19 protein-coding genes are annotated in these 16,120 nt (G+C 69.2%); 11 read left to right on the top strand and 8 right to left on the bottom strand.

Annotated elements, in window-relative coordinates; genetic code table 11:
• Window positions 1-69: 69 nt before the first annotated feature.
• From ACIA77_RS48020 to ACIA77_RS48035, 4 genes are all read right to left on the bottom strand, one after another.
• The gene (locus ACIA77_RS48020) at window positions 70-444 is read right to left on the bottom strand and encodes a hypothetical protein (protein WP_395892902.1); all 375 of its coding nucleotides are present in this window, start codon (window positions 442-444) and stop codon (window positions 70-72) included.
• Window positions 444-1,304, bottom strand: coding sequence for a ParA family protein (locus ACIA77_RS48025; protein WP_395892903.1), 861 nt, complete (start codon window positions 1,302-1,304; stop codon window positions 444-446). The genes ACIA77_RS48020 and ACIA77_RS48025 overlap by 1 nt, the downstream gene beginning before the upstream one ends.
• Before the next feature lie 465 nt (window positions 1,305-1,769).
• Complete coding sequence (locus ACIA77_RS48030) at window positions 1,770-2,126, bottom strand: hypothetical protein (RefSeq protein ID WP_395892904.1); 357 nt, start codon at window positions 2,124-2,126, stop codon at window positions 1,770-1,772.
• Window positions 2,127-2,294: 168 nt separating this feature from the next.
• Window positions 2,295-3,209: a recombinase family protein gene (locus ACIA77_RS48035; RefSeq protein WP_395892905.1), complete on the bottom strand. Its 915-nt coding sequence runs from the start codon at window positions 3,207-3,209 to the stop codon at window positions 2,295-2,297.
• 316 nt (window positions 3,210-3,525) lie between these two features.
• On the opposite strand from ACIA77_RS48035, the gene ACIA77_RS48040 reads away from it, so the two are divergent.
• From ACIA77_RS48040 to ACIA77_RS48075, 8 genes are all read left to right on the top strand, one after another.
• Window positions 3,526-4,287 carry a hypothetical protein gene (locus ACIA77_RS48040; RefSeq protein ID WP_395892906.1) on the top strand — a complete coding sequence of 254 codons (762 nt, stop codon included), beginning with the start codon at window positions 3,526-3,528 and terminating at the stop codon, window positions 4,285-4,287.
• Window positions 4,288-4,308: 21 nt separating this feature from the next.
• Window positions 4,309-4,593 (top strand): hypothetical protein, encoded by a 285-nt coding sequence (locus ACIA77_RS48045; protein WP_395892907.1) that lies wholly within the window; start codon window positions 4,309-4,311, stop codon window positions 4,591-4,593.
• Between the two features lie 138 nt (window positions 4,594-4,731).
• A complete protein-coding gene (locus tag ACIA77_RS48050; RefSeq protein ID WP_395892908.1) occupies window positions 4,732-4,929 on the top strand; it encodes a RepB family protein in 198 nt (65 codons plus the stop codon).
• 303 nt (window positions 4,930-5,232) lie between these two features.
• Complete coding sequence (locus ACIA77_RS48055; protein WP_395892909.1) at window positions 5,233-7,209, top strand: DUF2786 domain-containing protein; 1,977 nt, start codon at window positions 5,233-5,235, stop codon at window positions 7,207-7,209.
• A gap of 127 nt (window positions 7,210-7,336) precedes the next feature.
• Window positions 7,337-8,197, top strand: coding sequence for a hypothetical protein (locus ACIA77_RS48060; protein WP_395892910.1), 861 nt, complete (start codon window positions 7,337-7,339; stop codon window positions 8,195-8,197).
• A 175-nt stretch (window positions 8,198-8,372) separates the two neighbouring features.
• Complete coding sequence (locus ACIA77_RS48065) at window positions 8,373-8,870, top strand: hypothetical protein (protein WP_395892911.1); 498 nt, start codon at window positions 8,373-8,375, stop codon at window positions 8,868-8,870.
• A 49-nt stretch (window positions 8,871-8,919) separates the two neighbouring features.
• Window positions 8,920-9,090, top strand: a complete 171-nt coding sequence (locus ACIA77_RS48070) for a hypothetical protein (protein WP_395892912.1) — start codon at window positions 8,920-8,922, stop codon at window positions 9,088-9,090.
• A 60-nt stretch (window positions 9,091-9,150) separates the two neighbouring features.
• Window positions 9,151-9,435 carry a hypothetical protein gene (locus ACIA77_RS48075; protein WP_395892913.1) on the top strand — a complete coding sequence of 95 codons (285 nt, stop codon included), beginning with the start codon at window positions 9,151-9,153 and terminating at the stop codon, window positions 9,433-9,435.
• Window positions 9,436-9,799: 364 nt separating this feature from the next.
• On the opposite strand, the gene ACIA77_RS48080 is transcribed toward ACIA77_RS48075, so the two are convergent.
• Window positions 9,800-10,228 (bottom strand): hypothetical protein, encoded by a 429-nt coding sequence (locus tag ACIA77_RS48080; RefSeq protein WP_395892914.1) that lies wholly within the window; start codon window positions 10,226-10,228, stop codon window positions 9,800-9,802.
• 168 nt (window positions 10,229-10,396) lie between these two features.
• Window positions 10,397-11,200, bottom strand: coding sequence for a hypothetical protein (locus ACIA77_RS48085; protein ID WP_395892915.1), 804 nt, complete (start codon window positions 11,198-11,200; stop codon window positions 10,397-10,399).
• Between the two features lie 421 nt (window positions 11,201-11,621).
• Between ACIA77_RS48085 and ACIA77_RS48090 the strand changes: the two genes are divergently transcribed.
• From ACIA77_RS48090 to ACIA77_RS48100, 3 genes are all read left to right on the top strand, one after another.
• Window positions 11,622-12,878: a hypothetical protein gene (locus ACIA77_RS48090; RefSeq protein ID WP_395892916.1), complete on the top strand. Its 1,257-nt coding sequence runs from the start codon at window positions 11,622-11,624 to the stop codon at window positions 12,876-12,878.
• Window positions 12,879-13,159: 281 nt separating this feature from the next.
• A complete protein-coding gene (locus tag ACIA77_RS48095) occupies window positions 13,160-13,558 on the top strand; it encodes a hypothetical protein (protein WP_395892917.1) in 399 nt (132 codons plus the stop codon).
• Window positions 13,559-13,964: 406 nt separating this feature from the next.
• On the top strand, window positions 13,965-14,342 hold the full coding sequence (locus ACIA77_RS48100) for a hypothetical protein (protein ID WP_395892918.1): 378 nt from the start codon (window positions 13,965-13,967) through the stop codon (window positions 14,340-14,342).
• Between the two features lie 40 nt (window positions 14,343-14,382).
• On the opposite strand, the gene ACIA77_RS48105 is transcribed toward ACIA77_RS48100, so the two are convergent.
• Both ACIA77_RS48105 and ACIA77_RS48110 read right to left on the bottom strand, forming a co-directional pair.
• Entirely contained in the window at window positions 14,383-15,144 is a 762-nt protein-coding gene (locus ACIA77_RS48105) for a hypothetical protein (protein ID WP_395892919.1), read from the bottom strand.
• The gene (locus tag ACIA77_RS48110; RefSeq protein ID WP_395892920.1) at window positions 15,141-16,058 is read right to left on the bottom strand and encodes a hypothetical protein; all 918 of its coding nucleotides are present in this window, start codon (window positions 16,056-16,058) and stop codon (window positions 15,141-15,143) included. The genes ACIA77_RS48105 and ACIA77_RS48110 overlap by 4 nt, the downstream gene beginning before the upstream one ends.
• Window positions 16,059-16,120 lie beyond the last annotated feature (62 nt).

Raw genomic sequence — 16,120 nt, forward strand, 5'->3', positions numbered from 1 at the left:
CAACCTGACTCAAGTTAGATGCTGAAAGAGGTCGCCGCAACCACGTCGACACGTCGTGACGCGTATACGTCAACCTGGCTGTCGCTGGTCAACGCCGGGAACGGCGATCCCGCGGTCCTGCAGGTACTCCTCCAATGCCGCCGCGACAACGTCCTGGATGTCCACCTCCGCGTCCGCGGCGAAGTGCCGAACAGCCCGTCGCAGGCCACGCGACATCTTGCAGTTGAAGCTCACCAGGTCGTCGTCGGTCACCTTGCCGACGACGCGCAGCCGTCGCGGGTTCCGCGTCACCGGCGCCGGCCGCCGCAGCTCGGTTGGCGGAGGTGGCGGCGTCGGTGCCTCCAGTTGCGTCGGTGCAGGCGTCTCTTCAGCCGGCGGCTCGGGCGCCGCACCTCCACCGGCCGGCCCGCGGCCACCCAGCGGTGACTTCTTCCGGTCCGCCATCACGCTGCCTCCCTGCCTGCCATCAGCCGGTCGATCGCTCGGTCGTAGATCGCCGCGACCGTCACGCGCAACCGCACGTCGGAGCTCTCGTCCATGCCCGTGCCCGCGTTGATCTCTGTCTTGATCTTGTTCCAGAGCGGGACTGCATCCCGGTAGTCATCGTCCTGCGATGCCCACACCGGGGCGTCCGGGAAGTGTTCGGCGATGTCGGCGAGCTTTTCCCGCTCATCGGTGGTGCCGCGCCACTTCGAGATCAGGATTCCTGCCCAGCGAAGGTCGCGGCTGTAGTACTTCTGCACGCCCTCGACTGTCCTGCGCAGCCTGACCAGGCCCTGGGTGCTCCAGCGGTCAGCCTCCATCACCACAAGCGCGAGCTCGTCGGTTTCCGACGCCGCAAGGGCATTGACCAGGAGCAATCCGAGACTCGGCGCGTTGTCGATCAGGATCAGGTCGTACTCCCCCAGCACCGGCTGAAGTGCTTCCCGAAGCCGGTACTCCCGCCCGTGCTTCGCCGCGGCAATGAGCTCCTCCACGGTCGCCAGCGCCTCCGTCGACGTGACCGGCGCGAGGTCGACGCCGTCCCAGATCGTCTTGACGATGACGTCCGTGATCGGAACCCGGTCCTTCTCCGAGGGATTCAGCGCGTCGGCGATCGAGACCTCGTCCTCAGCCAGCTCGCCCTTCGCGAGCGCGTCGGTCGTGTTGCCCTGCGGATCCATGTCGCAGACCAGGACACGCAAGCCCTTCAGCATCGCGGCCCTGGCCAGGTTGATGATCGACGTCGTCTTGCCGACGCCGCCCTTCTGCATCACCGCGGCAACGACGCGGGCAACTCGGCGATTCGTCGCGCGAAGGTTCATCGACGCGTCCCTTCCGGTACGTCAGTTCGCTACTACGCTCAGGCGCCAGACCGGCGGTGCGTCACCGCGTTGACCAGCCAGAGCGTCAAGACGCGTCGACATCATGACGCACAGACGCGCAACTGCCAAACTGCCGAGCCGTGTTTCTGCCTGAGCGTCAGACCGGAGCGACGGCTTTCAGTGCCCACGTTGAAGTGTCGAGACGTGTAGACGCCTACACGTCAATCTGGCTGCCGCAGGTAGAGGGCCTGTCGGCTCGATGACTGTTCGGCAAGATCACACCTGAGTCAGGTTGGAAATTTCGTAGCGACTTCGACCAGGACTTCGGAGGCAGCCCGAAGCCCTTGGACGACCACACCGGTATCGAGCTGAGGGGATGTCCACGCCCACTACCTCTGACCAGGGCATCTTCGCCGTATCCCGCCGGCTCGGGGCATCAAGACCACCTCGGCGACGGTCGCGACCTTAGTCCAGTGACCAGCGCACGGTGGGTTCGTGGGCGGCGGCCGCGCGGCGCGGCCGGTCTGCATGCAACAGAACGGCAAGCCGGCCGCTCGCGATCAGCAAGTCGCTGCGCAGTTCATCGACCCTGCCCGCACGAGCATGGGTGAACGCGCTGCGCAGCTCAAGGAGCACAGCAGGGTCGATCCCGGACAGCAACGGCTCCGCCATAGCGGCGGTGGCGGCCACCTGTTCCAACAGCACGCCGGCCTGGTGGACCGTGTCGTCGGCGACGGCGAGCACCACGACCAGAGCCTTCACCTGCGTATGCAACCGGTAAAGAACCTGCAGCGACGCCGACCCTCTCGCCTGCTGCGTCATCCCGCTCATCCCCTCACGTGCGCCGCCTGCGTGCTCGCCTGTGGTTCAGACGCGCACATGACAGGCTCGTGACGGCCCTTCGCGTGGCCACGATCCCTGGGACCACATCTGCGGCTCCAGGCAACCTAACTGGGAGCCTCAGCACGAAGGAAACCCGGCCCGGAAACGTCATGTGCGCTGGTCAACGCTGGTGACCGCAGGCACCCCGGCGCTGACCAAGCGATCCGAGTAGATCCGGAAGGCCTTGCGCTCCGCCGGAGATGCGCTGTCGGCGCTCAGCGTCGCCGCAGCGAGGAAGAGCGCGTGGTGGACGTCGGGCAGGGCGGTGACGTGCAGGCTGTAGCCCTGGCCACGGCGCACTTCACGACCTGTCCGCAGGGCCTGCAGTGCGGCGTCGTCCAGCTCGTTGCGCCTGGTCAGGTGCATGGCGATCTTGCCCGGCACCTCGATGCGTACCGGCTGTGGCGTGTCGACGCCGGCGGGCCCCGACGGCCCGGCCGGGCCGGGCAGCAAGTCGGCCACCGCGGTGCGGATCGCCACCCGGCTCACGCCATGCTCGCGGCCCAGCGCCGCGATGCTCGCACCGTCGCGGAAGGCCTGCCGCACCTCCTCTGCGACGCCCAGCTCAGCGATCTGAGGGCGCCGGCCGGACTTGGCGCCCTTCGCCCAGGCGGCGGCCAGACCGTCGCGGGTGAGTTCGTTCTGCAAGTCACGCTGAAACTGCCCGACCGAGACCAGCACGTTGACCAGCATGGTTGTGGTTGCGTCGGTCGCGGCCAGGTCGACGATGCCCGACAGGGCACCGGACAGCACGCGCAGCTTCACGTCGTGGGTGCGGCACCATTCCCGGACCGCGAGGATGTCGGCGAGGTCGCGGCAGAGCCGGTACAGCTCCGACACGGTCAGCCGGTCGCCGGGCCGCGCGTAGCCGGCCAGCTCCCGGAAGCCGGCCCGCTCGAGCGCGGGGATCTTCGAGGAGGTCGCCGGGTCAGCGAACAGCCGCGCCCCGTCCACACCGTTGACCAGGCCGGCTTCGGCGAGCAGGTGGGTCTGGCGCTGGGTGCTCTGCTCGTCGGTGGACACCCGCGTGTAGACCAACTCCGCCATGAGCCCCCTCTTCTCCGGCCGCCGGCGCGGCCGGAGAAGGTTCTACCTGTCGGCAAACCCTGTCGTCAATTCGGATCGGATCGCATTGGATTCGGCCGCCGGTTTTCCCATGAAACGGCCGACCAGACCGGGGTGTCGTCAAAGGACCATTTGACGACAGCAATAGACGTTGCCAGGCGGCTGTCACGGGCGTGAGAGCCCGAGATCGTCAAGCTAACCCTGACGGCCTGGCTTCCGAGTGGAGCGGCGTCAAGGTAACCTTGACGCCCATACGAGAGCCGGAGGATGTTGAATGAGCGAGAACGACGCGATGCCGCTGGGCTCGGGCGAGTCGGTGGCTGCCGAGTCCACACGGCCGTTCGACTCCTACACTGCCGCCGACCATGCCCGCGTCGCGATGGCCGAAGCTGCCTGGTCCACGCTGGAAGCCGCGTACCGGGCGATCGTGCCCGAGGCGCACCGGCCGGACGGTGTGCCGCCGACGGTGTTGATCGAAGCCGCGTCCTGGGCCCGCGCCCGCGCTGAGGACCTGCTCCGTGCCGCGGTGATCGCCAGCCACGAGAGGGGCCTGAGCTGGACGCAGATCGGCCGTGCCCTGGGCACAAGCAAGCAGGCCGCGCACGAGCGGTTCGCCGGCGACGTCACCGCCTTCCACAAGCAGCTCGCCGCGCACCTGGCCGCACTGGCCGAGGACCCGGACGCGAAGCCGGAAAAGCCCGAGGGGTTCGAGTACGGCTGGGGCCTGGTCCCCGACACCGCCTTCTTCGCGTCGCACCTGGACGCATGGCGGGCCGAGCTGGGCGAGATTCCCGGCGCCTTCACCCCGGCCGGGAATCCTGGCGATCTGCTGGCGCGGCTGTCGGACCCCACCACGGCGGTTACCGGCGTGAATGACACCACCGCGCGCCCGGTCGACGTCGACGCATCTCGGTGCCGGTTCACCGCCGACTCGATGTCCGAGGACGCCGAGCCCGGCGACTACCTGACCTGCACCCTGGCTGAAGGGCACCCCGGTCGCCACCAGCTGGCCGGCGCCAACATCTACGACGACTGAGAAGAGGGGAAGGCCAGTCAGATGGCACGGTTCCAGCGGCTCACCCGCGACGACCTGACCAAATTCACCCGCGACGAGCTCCTGCCGCGGCTGGAAGCCGAGCAGCAGTACTGGGCACGCAAGGAAAAGCGCGGCCTGTCCGCCGTCGATCGACAGGCCCGCAAGGAGTTCAGCGACCTCGTCCACGCAGTGATCAACCCGTCCGAGCTCGCCGACTCAATGGCCGAGACCACGGCATGGCTGAAGGGCGAACGCACCAGCGATTCCACGTACTTCAAGGAGAAACCAGACCCTCACCAGCGCTGACCGCCCAGGCGCTACCAGTATCCCGACAGGCCCCCTGCGGAGAGGAACTCCCGCGGGACAAATATCAGGGCCGGAAAAAGCCGATCAGCGGCGGCGTGTCGGCCGAGAAGAACCGCTTCCAGACGATAGAACGTGCGCATGGCAAACGGACGAGGGCGAGGCCGACCCCGGACAGGCCGAGACGCTGAGATCAAGATCCCGGTGAAGTCGGACCTGAAACAGGACCTGATCGCGTACTGCAAAGCGCGGAAGGTACGGCCGGTCGACTTGTTCGAGCAGTGGGTGACCAGGGAGCTTGCCAACCCCACCCAGCCTGAACTCGCCGAGAGCGCGTGACGTCGTGCCGCGCTGTAAACCACTTCCGGGGGCCGTGATGGTCACCTAAACGCAGCGAGGCGATTCCGCTTACCCACGGAACCGCCTCGCCGAACGTTGCGGGCGAACTGCTCCACACAGATCGCCGTTTGCACTGGTCAACCGTCGCCGGGCACCACCCCGGCTGGCAGATCAGCTCCCGGTTCCTAACCGGGTTTCAGTCCATCCCAGGACAAAGGGGCCTTCGCATGCCCACCTACGAAAGGGGTCTTTCGCGTGCCCAGGATATGTCCTGGGTCCCGAACACGCCAGCAGCCGCCTGGTGTGTCTTTCGACGGACCGTGTGTTACCTGTCATGTTTCTCCTGGTCATCGCCGCCTGACCAGGCTTTTCGCGATCGTCTGCGGGCCGTGTTGGGCCGCGCATGGCGGGAAGCCAGCGGCGGGGGAGATCGCCGCGGCGCCGAAGTTCACCGCACCGCTGCGCTACCCGAAGGGACAGCGCGGCTACCTCGCCGCGCTGAAGCGGGCCGAGTGGGTCCAGGCCATCCGCGTCGACGGCCAGGCCCATCTGCTCGCGATCGCCCGCGTGCTTGCCCTGGCGGCGAACTGGGAGACGCTGGAGACATGGCCGGGCTGGGACGAGCTGTGCCGGCGGACCGGGCTGTCGGAGACGACGATCGGGCGCTGGCTGCAGGAACTGAAGCTGCGCGGCTGGATTGTCGTCGTCGAGACCGGCTCAACGCCGCTGACCAGGCCGATGGCGCTGCGCAGCATGGTTCTCCCAGACGGGACGGAGACGTTCCTCGAGGGCAACCGCCGCGCGGTCTACGCGCTGCGGATCCCGCTGTCGCCGGACGAGGGGATCGCCTGGGCCGCCCAGGCCATCGCAGCCGAGTCCGCCGAAGCCGCCGCGCGGGCCGCCGAAGCGGACGCTGCGCGCCGGCGCGCGCGGACCGTGGGCAAGGTCCGCAGTCTGCTGCTGAAGGCGCTGAGCACCTCCTACGAGCCTGAACGGGTCGCGCTGGAGGCCAAGGCCCAGACGCTGGCCGCCGAGTACGGCCTCGACGAGGCCGAGCTGACCGACCCGGAGATCGAGGCCACCCACCAGCGGCGCGTCGAGGCGTTGGCCGTCGCCGAGCAGCTGCACCGCCTGGCGCTCTCACAGGATCCCGAGCTGCGCCAGCTCTACCTGACGTACCTGGACCGGATCAGCGATGCGGAAACCGTCGCTGACCAGGCCGAACCTGCTTCTGTTGGGGATGAAAAGGGGTGGCCTACTGGTGACTTTCCCAGAGGGAAAGTCACCAAAGGGGGTTCTTTCGCGCGCGAGGCCGCCGCTGTGGATGACTGCGGAGCTCCGCTCGGCGATCCCTGGGGTGGAAATGACCAAAAGAGCGCCCTCCGGGCGCGCTCAGACCAGAAGCGGGCCCTGAGCTGGGCTTCTACGGTCCCGACCACGGACTTCCAGATGCTGTGTGCGGCCGACTGGCTGCGGCGTAGGCTGCCGATTTTCGCCCAGTTGAGCCGATTCGCCGTCCGCGCCGCGTGTAGGCCGTTATACACCGAGGGGTGGTCGAACCTGGACGTCGTCCACGCGATGGACCACCTGCCCTCGGCGTTCGGCACGTCCAGCCTGACCCCGCACCGGCGTGGCCCGGACGCCGTCCTGCGCAACGTCGCGGCTGGTCAGCGCCGGTCGTGGCGGTACTACGCCGCGGTGACGAACTGGATCACCAGCCGGTTGGATGCCTGGCGGGACGCCGACGGGCGGATCCTGCGCGGCTACTACCAGGACCGTGGTCGCCAGGTCGCGATCCGCCGGGCCGTCGCGCACCGGCACGGCCGCGCTGGCGTCCGGCTGCTGCAGCACGCCGGGCTCACCGCCGACGGCCAGCTGACCCCGGACACCGTCGCGCAGTTCGGCCGCCGGGTCGCCACCGAGCTCCGCCGCGACCAGCGGCTCAATGCCGGGCCGACGCCCAGACCAGATGCCGCGGCCGCGAGCGAGCAGGCCCGTGACCAGGCACGCAGGTACTTCGAGGAGGCCGAGACGAACCGCCGCCGCGCGGCCGCGGCGCGGCACGAGCAGATCATGACCGGGCACGGCGCGCGCATCGAGGAAGCCCGCGCTGAGCTGGCGGCCGCGACCGGCGCCACCGGGGCGCAGCCGGCCGACCCGCAGGTGCTCGCCGCCAGCGATGCGCTCACCCCGCAGCAGCGTTACGAGCGAGCCCGTGCCGTCGCGGCGGGATACCGGCGCAGCAGTCCCAGCAGCTGCCGACGTCGACGGTCCCGCTGAGCACGTACGGTGATCACGTGGAAGATGGCGTTCTTGAGGGACATCGGAACTGTGATTCGAAAACCAGCGCTACGCACGGAACCCGCTGGTCAGTCAGCTGTGTAATGCCAATTCTTCGGTTCAGGCCGTGATCACCGACGGTGCTTCGTTCGTGGCCCTCGATCTGGAGTTCGTGGGCCGGCGTGAGCGGCTGCCATTGCAGCTCGGCGTGGTTGTTGTCGAGGACGGGGAGATCTCCGTCAGACGGTCTTTCTGGTTTAAGGTGGTCGGCCACCCGTGGTGGTCGGTGCCCTGGGGACACCGATCCGAGCTGGTCAAGCGTGGTCCGCGCCTAACCCGGGAGATCTACGAATCCTCGCCGTACCTGGCTGATGCCTGGGCTACGGTCACCGGTCTCATCGCCGATCGCCCGGTTTTCGCTCACGGCGCTGGCCTGGACATGAGATTCCTGCGTGCCGGGTTCGATGCCCACGGCCTTCCGTGGCCGACGTTGCGGTACTGCTGCACGCTCAGCATCGCCCGGTCGGTGTGGCCGGCTGGTGCCGGCCACTGTCCGCAGTGCCACACCCTTGTCGAACTGGCGCGGCGCTTGTTCCCGGCTGCAGGGCTGTTCGGCGGGTACCGGACCGTGTCCAGCGGCCATGATCCGGTAGAAGACGCCGAAGCAGCCGCCCGGGTGGTGCTTGCCGCGCTCGACGCGACTGGGACGTCCACCGTCGCCGAATTGCTCGCCGCGACCGGCCGCCGCATGTGGACGATGGACCCGGAGCGATGCCAGACCTCGAAAGGCTGGACCTACCGCGTGCCGGCTCCACCCTCCCCTGGCAGGGGTATCTCGGACCGCGTCGCTCTACGGGCTGCCTTTCTCGAGATCCGTCGCGAATGGCGCGCCGACCCGGCCATCCTCGACACGCTCCGGTATCCCAAGGCCACCGATCCGCTGCCTCCGCCCTCCTCGCCACCGCGGCGGCGCCGGGGCCGCTGGTAACGGAACCCTTCAGTCTCGGGCACAGGGGCAATGAACCGGCGTACGGCCGGCGCGACCGGCGGTTGGTCGCGCGGTGCTGATTCGCCCGTTCGGGCACGCCGGAGCGCCGTTCTATCGTGGCCACGGCCCACGAACCGGTGGGTGAGGAACCCTCACGCTGGAGGAACCACCCGCAATGGCCGTCGACGATCAGGACCTGCAGCTCAGCACCGACGGGACGTGGGAGCCCTACCTGGTGTTCGCGAATGACGACGACAGCTTTGACGTCGAGGAAGGATTGAACGCCCAGGGCTGGGAGCCGTTCCTGTGCTTGGGTTCGGGCGAGACCGTCGGTGTCGAAATCAGCCTCTACCAGCGTCGGACCCGCGCAGGGCACCCCGAGTACCTCCTGTCGGTGTGGGGCGCGCAGAACGGCTCACCGTTCCTCAAGGTCGACACCCTGCCGGCGGCCATGCAGCTGCTGGCGCAGTGGGCGCCCGTCGTGCAGGCAGCGAGCATTTCCAGCGTCGTGTCCGACCTGAAAGAGCCGGTCATCGAGCATGAGGGCCTGGTGGAATCCGTCGCGGCCCGCGCAGCATGGGGTGCGCAGGAGCGGATGCCGAAGCTGAAGCACATCCGCGACCAATGGGACCGTGACGACCGGGAGAAGCGCCGCGCCGCGCGGAAATCCTGACGCTGCGGCCCTCGACGCACACCGCACCATGCCGCCGTACATTGAGGACATGCCTGCAGGACACGTCGGTGCCGACGGCGAGGCCGAGCACTTCGAGAACGATGAAGACGCCTACTGGTCGAACCGCACTCGCGACGTGTTGGCTTCGGGAGAGCCAACCGTGGCGTGGGACGAGGCCGTGCGGCAGTTGGAAACCGGGCCCGGTAACGCCTGCGGCTAACTCGGCGTCAGCCTCCCCGCCCGACGCGGTGAGCAGGTTGCGACTGGCAGTATGGCGTTCATGACCAGCAGTAAGCGAGCCGTGTACGTGGTGCACGACCGCACCACCTCGGCCCAGCCCGGCATCCTCGCGACGGCGTACGAGTCCACCGAGAAGGCGATCGCGGATCTCGACGGGTTCCGCGCTCAGCACCCCGACAATCCCGGCCCGCTCACCTGGTCCACTGGCCCCGGCTGGGCCCACGGGCGCGACGCCGAGGGCAACACGGTGTTCGACGTGTTCAGCCTGACAGTCGCCCCCGACGGCGAACCGGCCTACTTCGAGAAGTTCAACCGCCGGCCGTGACCGGCCTCGGCCGGTCATCGGTTGCCCTCAGCCAGTGCCCGCCGGATCAAGGTGGCGAGGGAGTCTTTCTGCTCTCGTCCGTTGTCCTGTGCGGGGCAGCGGTTCTGCCACGCGCGTGCAGCGCCGCTTCGCCCGGTGTGGCATGTGGCCCGGGGCGGGAGCCGGAACGGGCCGGGATACTGCACGCCGCAGCGGGTGCAGTGCGCGTAATACAGCCGCGCCAGCGGCCCCGGGGTGGCCGACGCCAGCACGGTCTCGGCGGTTCCGTCGTCACGGGTGACAGCCAGCTCGGGCCAAGCCGGGGTGCAGGCACATCCCGCGGCGATCGCGGCCGCGGTGGTGGCGTCGTGGCAGCTCACAATGCTCACTCCCCGGTGTCGTCGGTGCGGAAGCGGGGCTGCCGGCCGATGCGGCGAGCCACGGCGGCGACCTCGTCGACGGTGTAGCAGCTGCGGGTGCCCGAGATCGACATTCCGGTCGCCTCGGCCAACTGCTTGAGCTGATACGGGTGGGGCTTGATGAACTCCCGCCCGTAGGCGACCAGCGTCCGCATCCGCTCTTCTGCGGCCCGCATCTCCCGCCGCGCGGCGAAGATCTCGGACAGCAACGGATCCCAGTCGCCCTCCTCGTGCTCTTCGTGATCCCGCAGATCCCGCTCGTAGGCAGTCCGCTCCCGGTCGACCTCGCTGCACCAGTCGGAGAAGAATTCCTCTTCTCCCTCGACCACCTCGTCCATGCGCGGCATCGGGTGCCGGATGTCCACCAGCTCATCAATGATGTCTTTCTTCGCCATGCTTTGCACAGTACGTCACACGTTTCAGTTATCGCAATACTTTTCACTAGAAGAATTCCGATGCATCGACTGAGCGCTGGCTCGTCTCTTTGCGCCTGCCGGGATAGGCGCCCGAGGAACATCCGAACGTAAAACCTCGCTAAGCCGGAAACCTGCTGGTCAGGTGATCTACGAGCTGTCCAGCCGGTGGCGATCGCGGGCTTCCGCCGCGAGCACCTCGTCGTAGGCCTGCGGGTTCCACCAGCGGGCGATGGCGTCATCGAAGAGGGCGTGCAGGTCGGTGGGGTCCAACGCGTCGACCTCGACCTGAATCAGGTGGCCATGGGCTGCGGCGAAGGCTGCGGCACGGGAGTCGGTGGCCTTGCCCGGCAGCGGCGGGAGGCCGAACTCGGTGACCTGGGCGGGGGTCAGTGCCACCCGCTCGGCGTGCGTCCAGCAGCGGGTACGCGCCAGGAAGTCCCGCTCGATGTCCTCCCCGGACGGGTCGTAGTCCCCGGCGTAGAGCAGCACGGCAGGCCGGCCGCCCTGTTGCGCGTCGCGCCGAACAAGGTCGGCGATGGTCTGCGAGCCGTAGCCGCGCAGCGCGATCACCGGCAGCCCCAGATCGGCGTACCAGGCGGCCAGCTGCGACACGAGCGCGTCCTTCTCCACGCCCAGGTAGATGGCGGTGGACTGCCCGGCGGTGCGGTCCCGCCGATACGCCCGGCGCAGCCAGCCCAGTGCGTCGTCGGCGTCTACGAAGGCCAGCGGCCGGGCGATCTCGCGGCCGTGGTCAGCCAGATCAGGGAACGTGTCGGCGCGCCGCGCCGCCGCCGTGAGGGCCGAGAGCCGCTTGTAGGCGGCCACCGTGTTCGGCACAGCCCCGGCCGCCACCAGACGGTAGAAGCACTGCCGCAGCGTGACGCGCTCGGCGTACGAGGCCACCACCACACGGGCCTGTTCGATCACCTCGGCCCAGTCCAGTCGGCCCATCGCGGTCACCGCCCTCCGAACTGAATCCGGACAGGGACTCGTCCATCATCCCGCCACGATCGACGAGAGAGTCCGGGTCCCTGGGTCACACCGAACGCGGACGGCGGCCGCCATCCCGGCCGGGATGTGACCAGCGCAAATACCCGCTGAAGGTGCGGCGGATGATCACCGGCACATCTTTTTGTTTCGTAACGTATAAACGTTAATACGATAAACGTTTTACGAATTGACAATACGATACGATTTGTGGGACACTGGAGGCATGACGGAGAGCGTGAGCAACGACCCGGCGACCTGGCCTGAGCCGGCCCACGGACAGTGCTGGTTCCGCGGCTGCCCGAACGAGGTCCCGCAGACCGAGGGGCCGGGGCGGAAGAAGACGACGTGCGACCAGTGGGTCGACGGGTTGCGGCACACCCGCGTGAACAAGAGCCTCGCGAAGAAAGGCCGCATCCAGGTCCCTGAGCCCGGCAGCGGCCCGCCGGCGCCGTCAGCGAGCACAGCAGCGCAGGACGACGCCGCGACCGGCCCGGCCGCCGCACCCTTCACCGAGGCCCGCCGCACCTACGGCGAGCTGCTGGACGACGTCCGGGGACGTGTCGCCGCCATACCGGGCCTGATGGAGCGGCTGGAGCAGGCCGCCCGCGTGGTCGCTGACCAGCAGCAAACCGTCGACGAGATCGCCGCCATCCAGCGCAAGGCCCGCGCCGAGGTCGACGCGATCGCCGCCGAGCGCGACGTCGCCAACAGCCGCGCCCGCGCCGCCGAGCAGACCGCCAAAGACGAGGCCGCCGGCCGCAAGGCCGCCGAGGAAGCCGCCGAGCTGGCCCTGGACGCGCAGGAAGAAGCCGAAGCCGCCAGGGACACCGAAGCGCAGGCACGCTCGGCCGCCGAGACCGCCCGAGCCGAGGCCCAGGCCGACGCCCAGCGTCTCCAGGAGGAGGTGCACGAGCTGACCACCGCGCGGGACTCCCTGACCGAGGAGGTGGGGCAGCTGCGTGGGCAGCTCAATGACCAGCGCGAACGCGCCGACGAAGCAGCCCAGCGAGCCAGCGAAGCCGCCGGCCAGGTGCAGCGACTGGAAGCCGAGCTGGCACGCGAAGTCCAAACCGGCCAGACCGTCACGGCCGAACGGGACGCAGCACGCACGCGGATCGGCGAACAGACCGCCGAGCTGGCCGCGCTGACCGCGAAACTGGAGGCCGCGCAGGCCTCGCTCACCGCCGCGAACCGAGCGCACGAACAGGCCGAGCAGCGGGCCCGTGAGCGCCTGGACGAAGTGAAGACCGAGCTGCTCGAGGCCAAGGCGGAACTGGACACGACCACGACGGAACGAGCCGCGCTACGCGCCGAGCTCGAGACAACGAAGTCCGCAGCCGCCGACACTGCCCGCACCTATGACCAGGCACTACAGGCCGCCGACGCCCGAACAGACGAGGTTCGGACCGAACTGCGCCAGGTCCGCAGCACCCTCGAACAGGTGCAGGGGCAGGCCAGCGCCGACCGGGCCCAGCTGGCCGCCACGCTCGCGGAGCGCGACGCGGCCCGAACGGCCGCCGACGAGGCGAAAACCGGCTACGAGGCACGGCTTGCCGAGCTGCGGACCGAGCTGAGCCGGGCCCGCGGCGAGGACGAACCTCGCACCGGCCGTAGCGGATCTGGCAAGCAGGACCGGTGACGACTACGTCCGGTTGTTACAAGCAGTTCGACAAAGCCACCCGCACGTGGGTGTGCGTGACCTGCGGAAACTGACGAACCGACCAGGAGGAGAACCGAATGTGCCCAGTGTGCGGCGGCAAGTGCACGGTCATTGACCACGGACCGAGCAAGAACGACCCAGACCTGCGCGATTACGAGTTCAAGTGCCAGTCCTGTGGGTGGGAAGGGCCGTAGAGCGGAACCAACCGCTCCCGCTGAGGACAGCCGGACGGGCCAAGGGGCTAGGAAGGAGAATCCGTCATGCCACGCCTGATGTCGGTGGCATTCACCGAGGACGCCGTGCGCTGCCACACCAAGACCGTCACCCGCCGCAAGGGCTTGCAGAACCTCCGGGTCGGCGAACGGATCACCTTGTGCCGCAAGGTGATGGGCCGCAAACGTGGTGAGCCACTGATCCGGATCACCGACGTGGAGGTGGTCAGCGTCCGACGCGAGCCGCTGGAACAAATCACCGCCGAGGACGTGGCGCGCGAGGGCTTCCCCGGCATGCCCCCGGAGGAGTTCATACGCCGGTTTTTCGTTGACGCGCAGGGCATCCAGCCCAGCGACCCGGTGACACGCATCGAGTGGGCCTACGTCGACGCCCCCGCCGAGCAGCTGTCCCTTGACCTGCCCAACCCCGCAGAGCACCTCTCATGACCAGCGGAAAGGCGCAGCAGGCGTGGGCTGGACTCAACGCTCGGCAGCGGCTGTACCTGTCGACGATCTTCGAGTTCGACCAGACCGCGGAGGCCGACATCAAGCGGATGTCCGCGAAGCGGATGTCCACGCCGCCGGCGGGGAACACGCTGCTGCGCTTGCAGCAGCGCCGCGACGGATCTTTCATCGACACCTTCGCCGCGGACTGGCCAGATCAATATCGGAGGATGCTGCGGCAACATCGCGTCCGTGCCTCCGCATTGGGGCGCCGGCAATTCGAGATCCACCGCGCCTGCTACGCGGAACTCTTCCCTGACCTCGCGCCCGAGCTGCCCGCTGCCGCACCCCGGCCGAGGGCGCACACACCGGACTGGCCGACCACCGGCAGGCTCGCCCGAAGCACCTGGTGCGCGACACCGACCTGCGGTTGCTGCTCGCCCTGTCCGACATCGAAGACACCGGCCGCTGCTACCTGCGCGAAGTCGCCACCGAAGAATTCCAGCGCCGGGGCGAGGATGTCCCCGACTGGGTCGGGGACATCCCGAACGGGCTGCTGCGCTGGCAGGTCAGAGACCTGACTCGCTCCGAGAAGACCATCGACCGGCTCGCCCAGCACCCCACGGGACCGCTGATCGAACAGGTCGAGATCTACGCCAACGCCCGAAACTACCGGGCCGGAACCACTACACCGATGGTCGTGCTCACCGAACACGGCCGGACCCACCTGCACGAGTACCTCGCCGACTACCAGCGCACTTACCCCGAGCTCGCTCCAGCCCGCTAGCGCGGCGAGCCGACACCAGCACGGTGAACGGCACCCAGTTCTAGCCGGTCACCACGACCGGCACGACACCGCCGGTGAGGCGCCCGTCGCGGATCGCGCGTTCGAGCGCTCCGGTGCCGGCCTCCCAGCCGAGGCGGGGGCCTTGCAGCACGCCGACGTGCCCGCGTTCGGCGGCCGCGGTGAACCACAACTCGGGCAGCTCGATGGTGGCCGCGGTCTCCGGCCCGGACGGGCCCATCAGGCACACCTCGGTCAGCCCGCCCGGGCGCGGCGTGGCGTACACGCTCCACCCGCGCGGCCCGTCGGCGAACCCCTCCTCGAGCGTGGTGATCAGGTTCCAGCCTTGCCGCAGCAGGGCCGTGGTCACCAGGTCGGTGCTCTCGGCATGCCCGCGGTCGCGGACCTCGGTGGTGTAGGAGATCGTCAGCATCGGGTGCAGGAGTTCGGTGCCCTCGTCGTCGATGACCGCGACCGAGCCGGCGACCTCGACGTCGCTTCCGCCGGGCTCGTGCAGCGCGGGGAACCGGACCCGCGCTTCGTCGCTGGTCAGGCGCAGGATCTGCGAGGGGTGGCATGTCTCGTGCGCCCACAGGGCGGCCGCCACCGACGAGCCGGAGATCTCCAGCACGATCGCGGCCGCGGGCACGTCCGACGGGACTTCCTCCCCGCAGAAGGAGCACATGAGCAGGGAGTCCCACTCCGGGTCGTTCATGCGGCGCAGCTGCTCCGGCCCGATCTGCTCGGCGACGTCGGGGGCGATGCTCCACGCGCGGCCGCGCCGCGTCTCCTGTGGCTCGTTCACGGATCAGGCTTAGCACGCACGACTGCCAGCCTGTGACGGTAGCGGCCGAGTTCAAAAGCACGGTCCGCGCGCGCCTCGACGACCACACCGGGCTCGACCGGCCAGAACACGAAATCGTCCGTGCCGGGCAGACCGGCGATCACCCCGGACGCGCGCTGTGGGCCGCCGCCGGCGAGGCGGAGCCGCCCGGCCAGCGACACGAGCGCCGGGCGGGACAGCGTCGTCGACAGCCCCACCGCGCGCACCCGGCCGCGGCGGTCGGCCTGGCCGAGCACGAGCGCCGTCGGGCGGGTGGGGGATCCGGTCACGCCGAGCACCAGGGCGTCGACGTCGTCGTAGTGGCGGACCTTGAACCAACCGGCCCGGCCGCCCCGCACCGGGTACCGGCTGTTGAGCATCTTCGCGAGGGCCCCCTCGACGCCGACAGCGGCCTGATCGGCGCTGATCCAGCCGCGGGCCTGCTCGACGTCGAGGGTCGAGGGCATCAGCTGCACGCCGGCGTTGCCCGCGCCGATCACCTCGGCCAGCCGTGCCCGTCGACGGGCCAGCGGCCACGGCCGCAGGTCCCGGCCCCGGAGGCCGAGCAGGTCGAACGCCATGAACACGACGGTGACGCCCTCGACGTGGCGCCGGGCCGGGCCGAAGCCGAGCGCCGCGAAGTCCAGCCGGCCCGCGCGGTAGGCGCACAGCTCGCCGTCGAGCACCACCCGGCCACCCAGCGCGGCCGCCGACTCGACGACCCCCGGGAACCGGGCGGTGAGGTCGCCGCCGGTGCGGGACTGGAGCACGCCGCCGGGCACGTGCACCGCCGCACGCCACCCGTCCAGCTTGGGGGAGTACTCGTACGGACCGGTGGGCAGCACCGCGGCCGGCTCGGCGACAGCGAGCCGCAGCGGCAAATCCGGCACGGGCACGAGTCCATCGTCGACCCCCGCTGACCTGCAGCGCAGCCGTAGAGCCGCCTGAGTTCGCCGCT

Source organism: Amycolatopsis sp. NPDC051903 (genome assembly GCF_044452505.1).
Taxonomy (GTDB): Bacteria; Actinomycetota; Actinomycetes; order Mycobacteriales; family Pseudonocardiaceae; genus Amycolatopsis.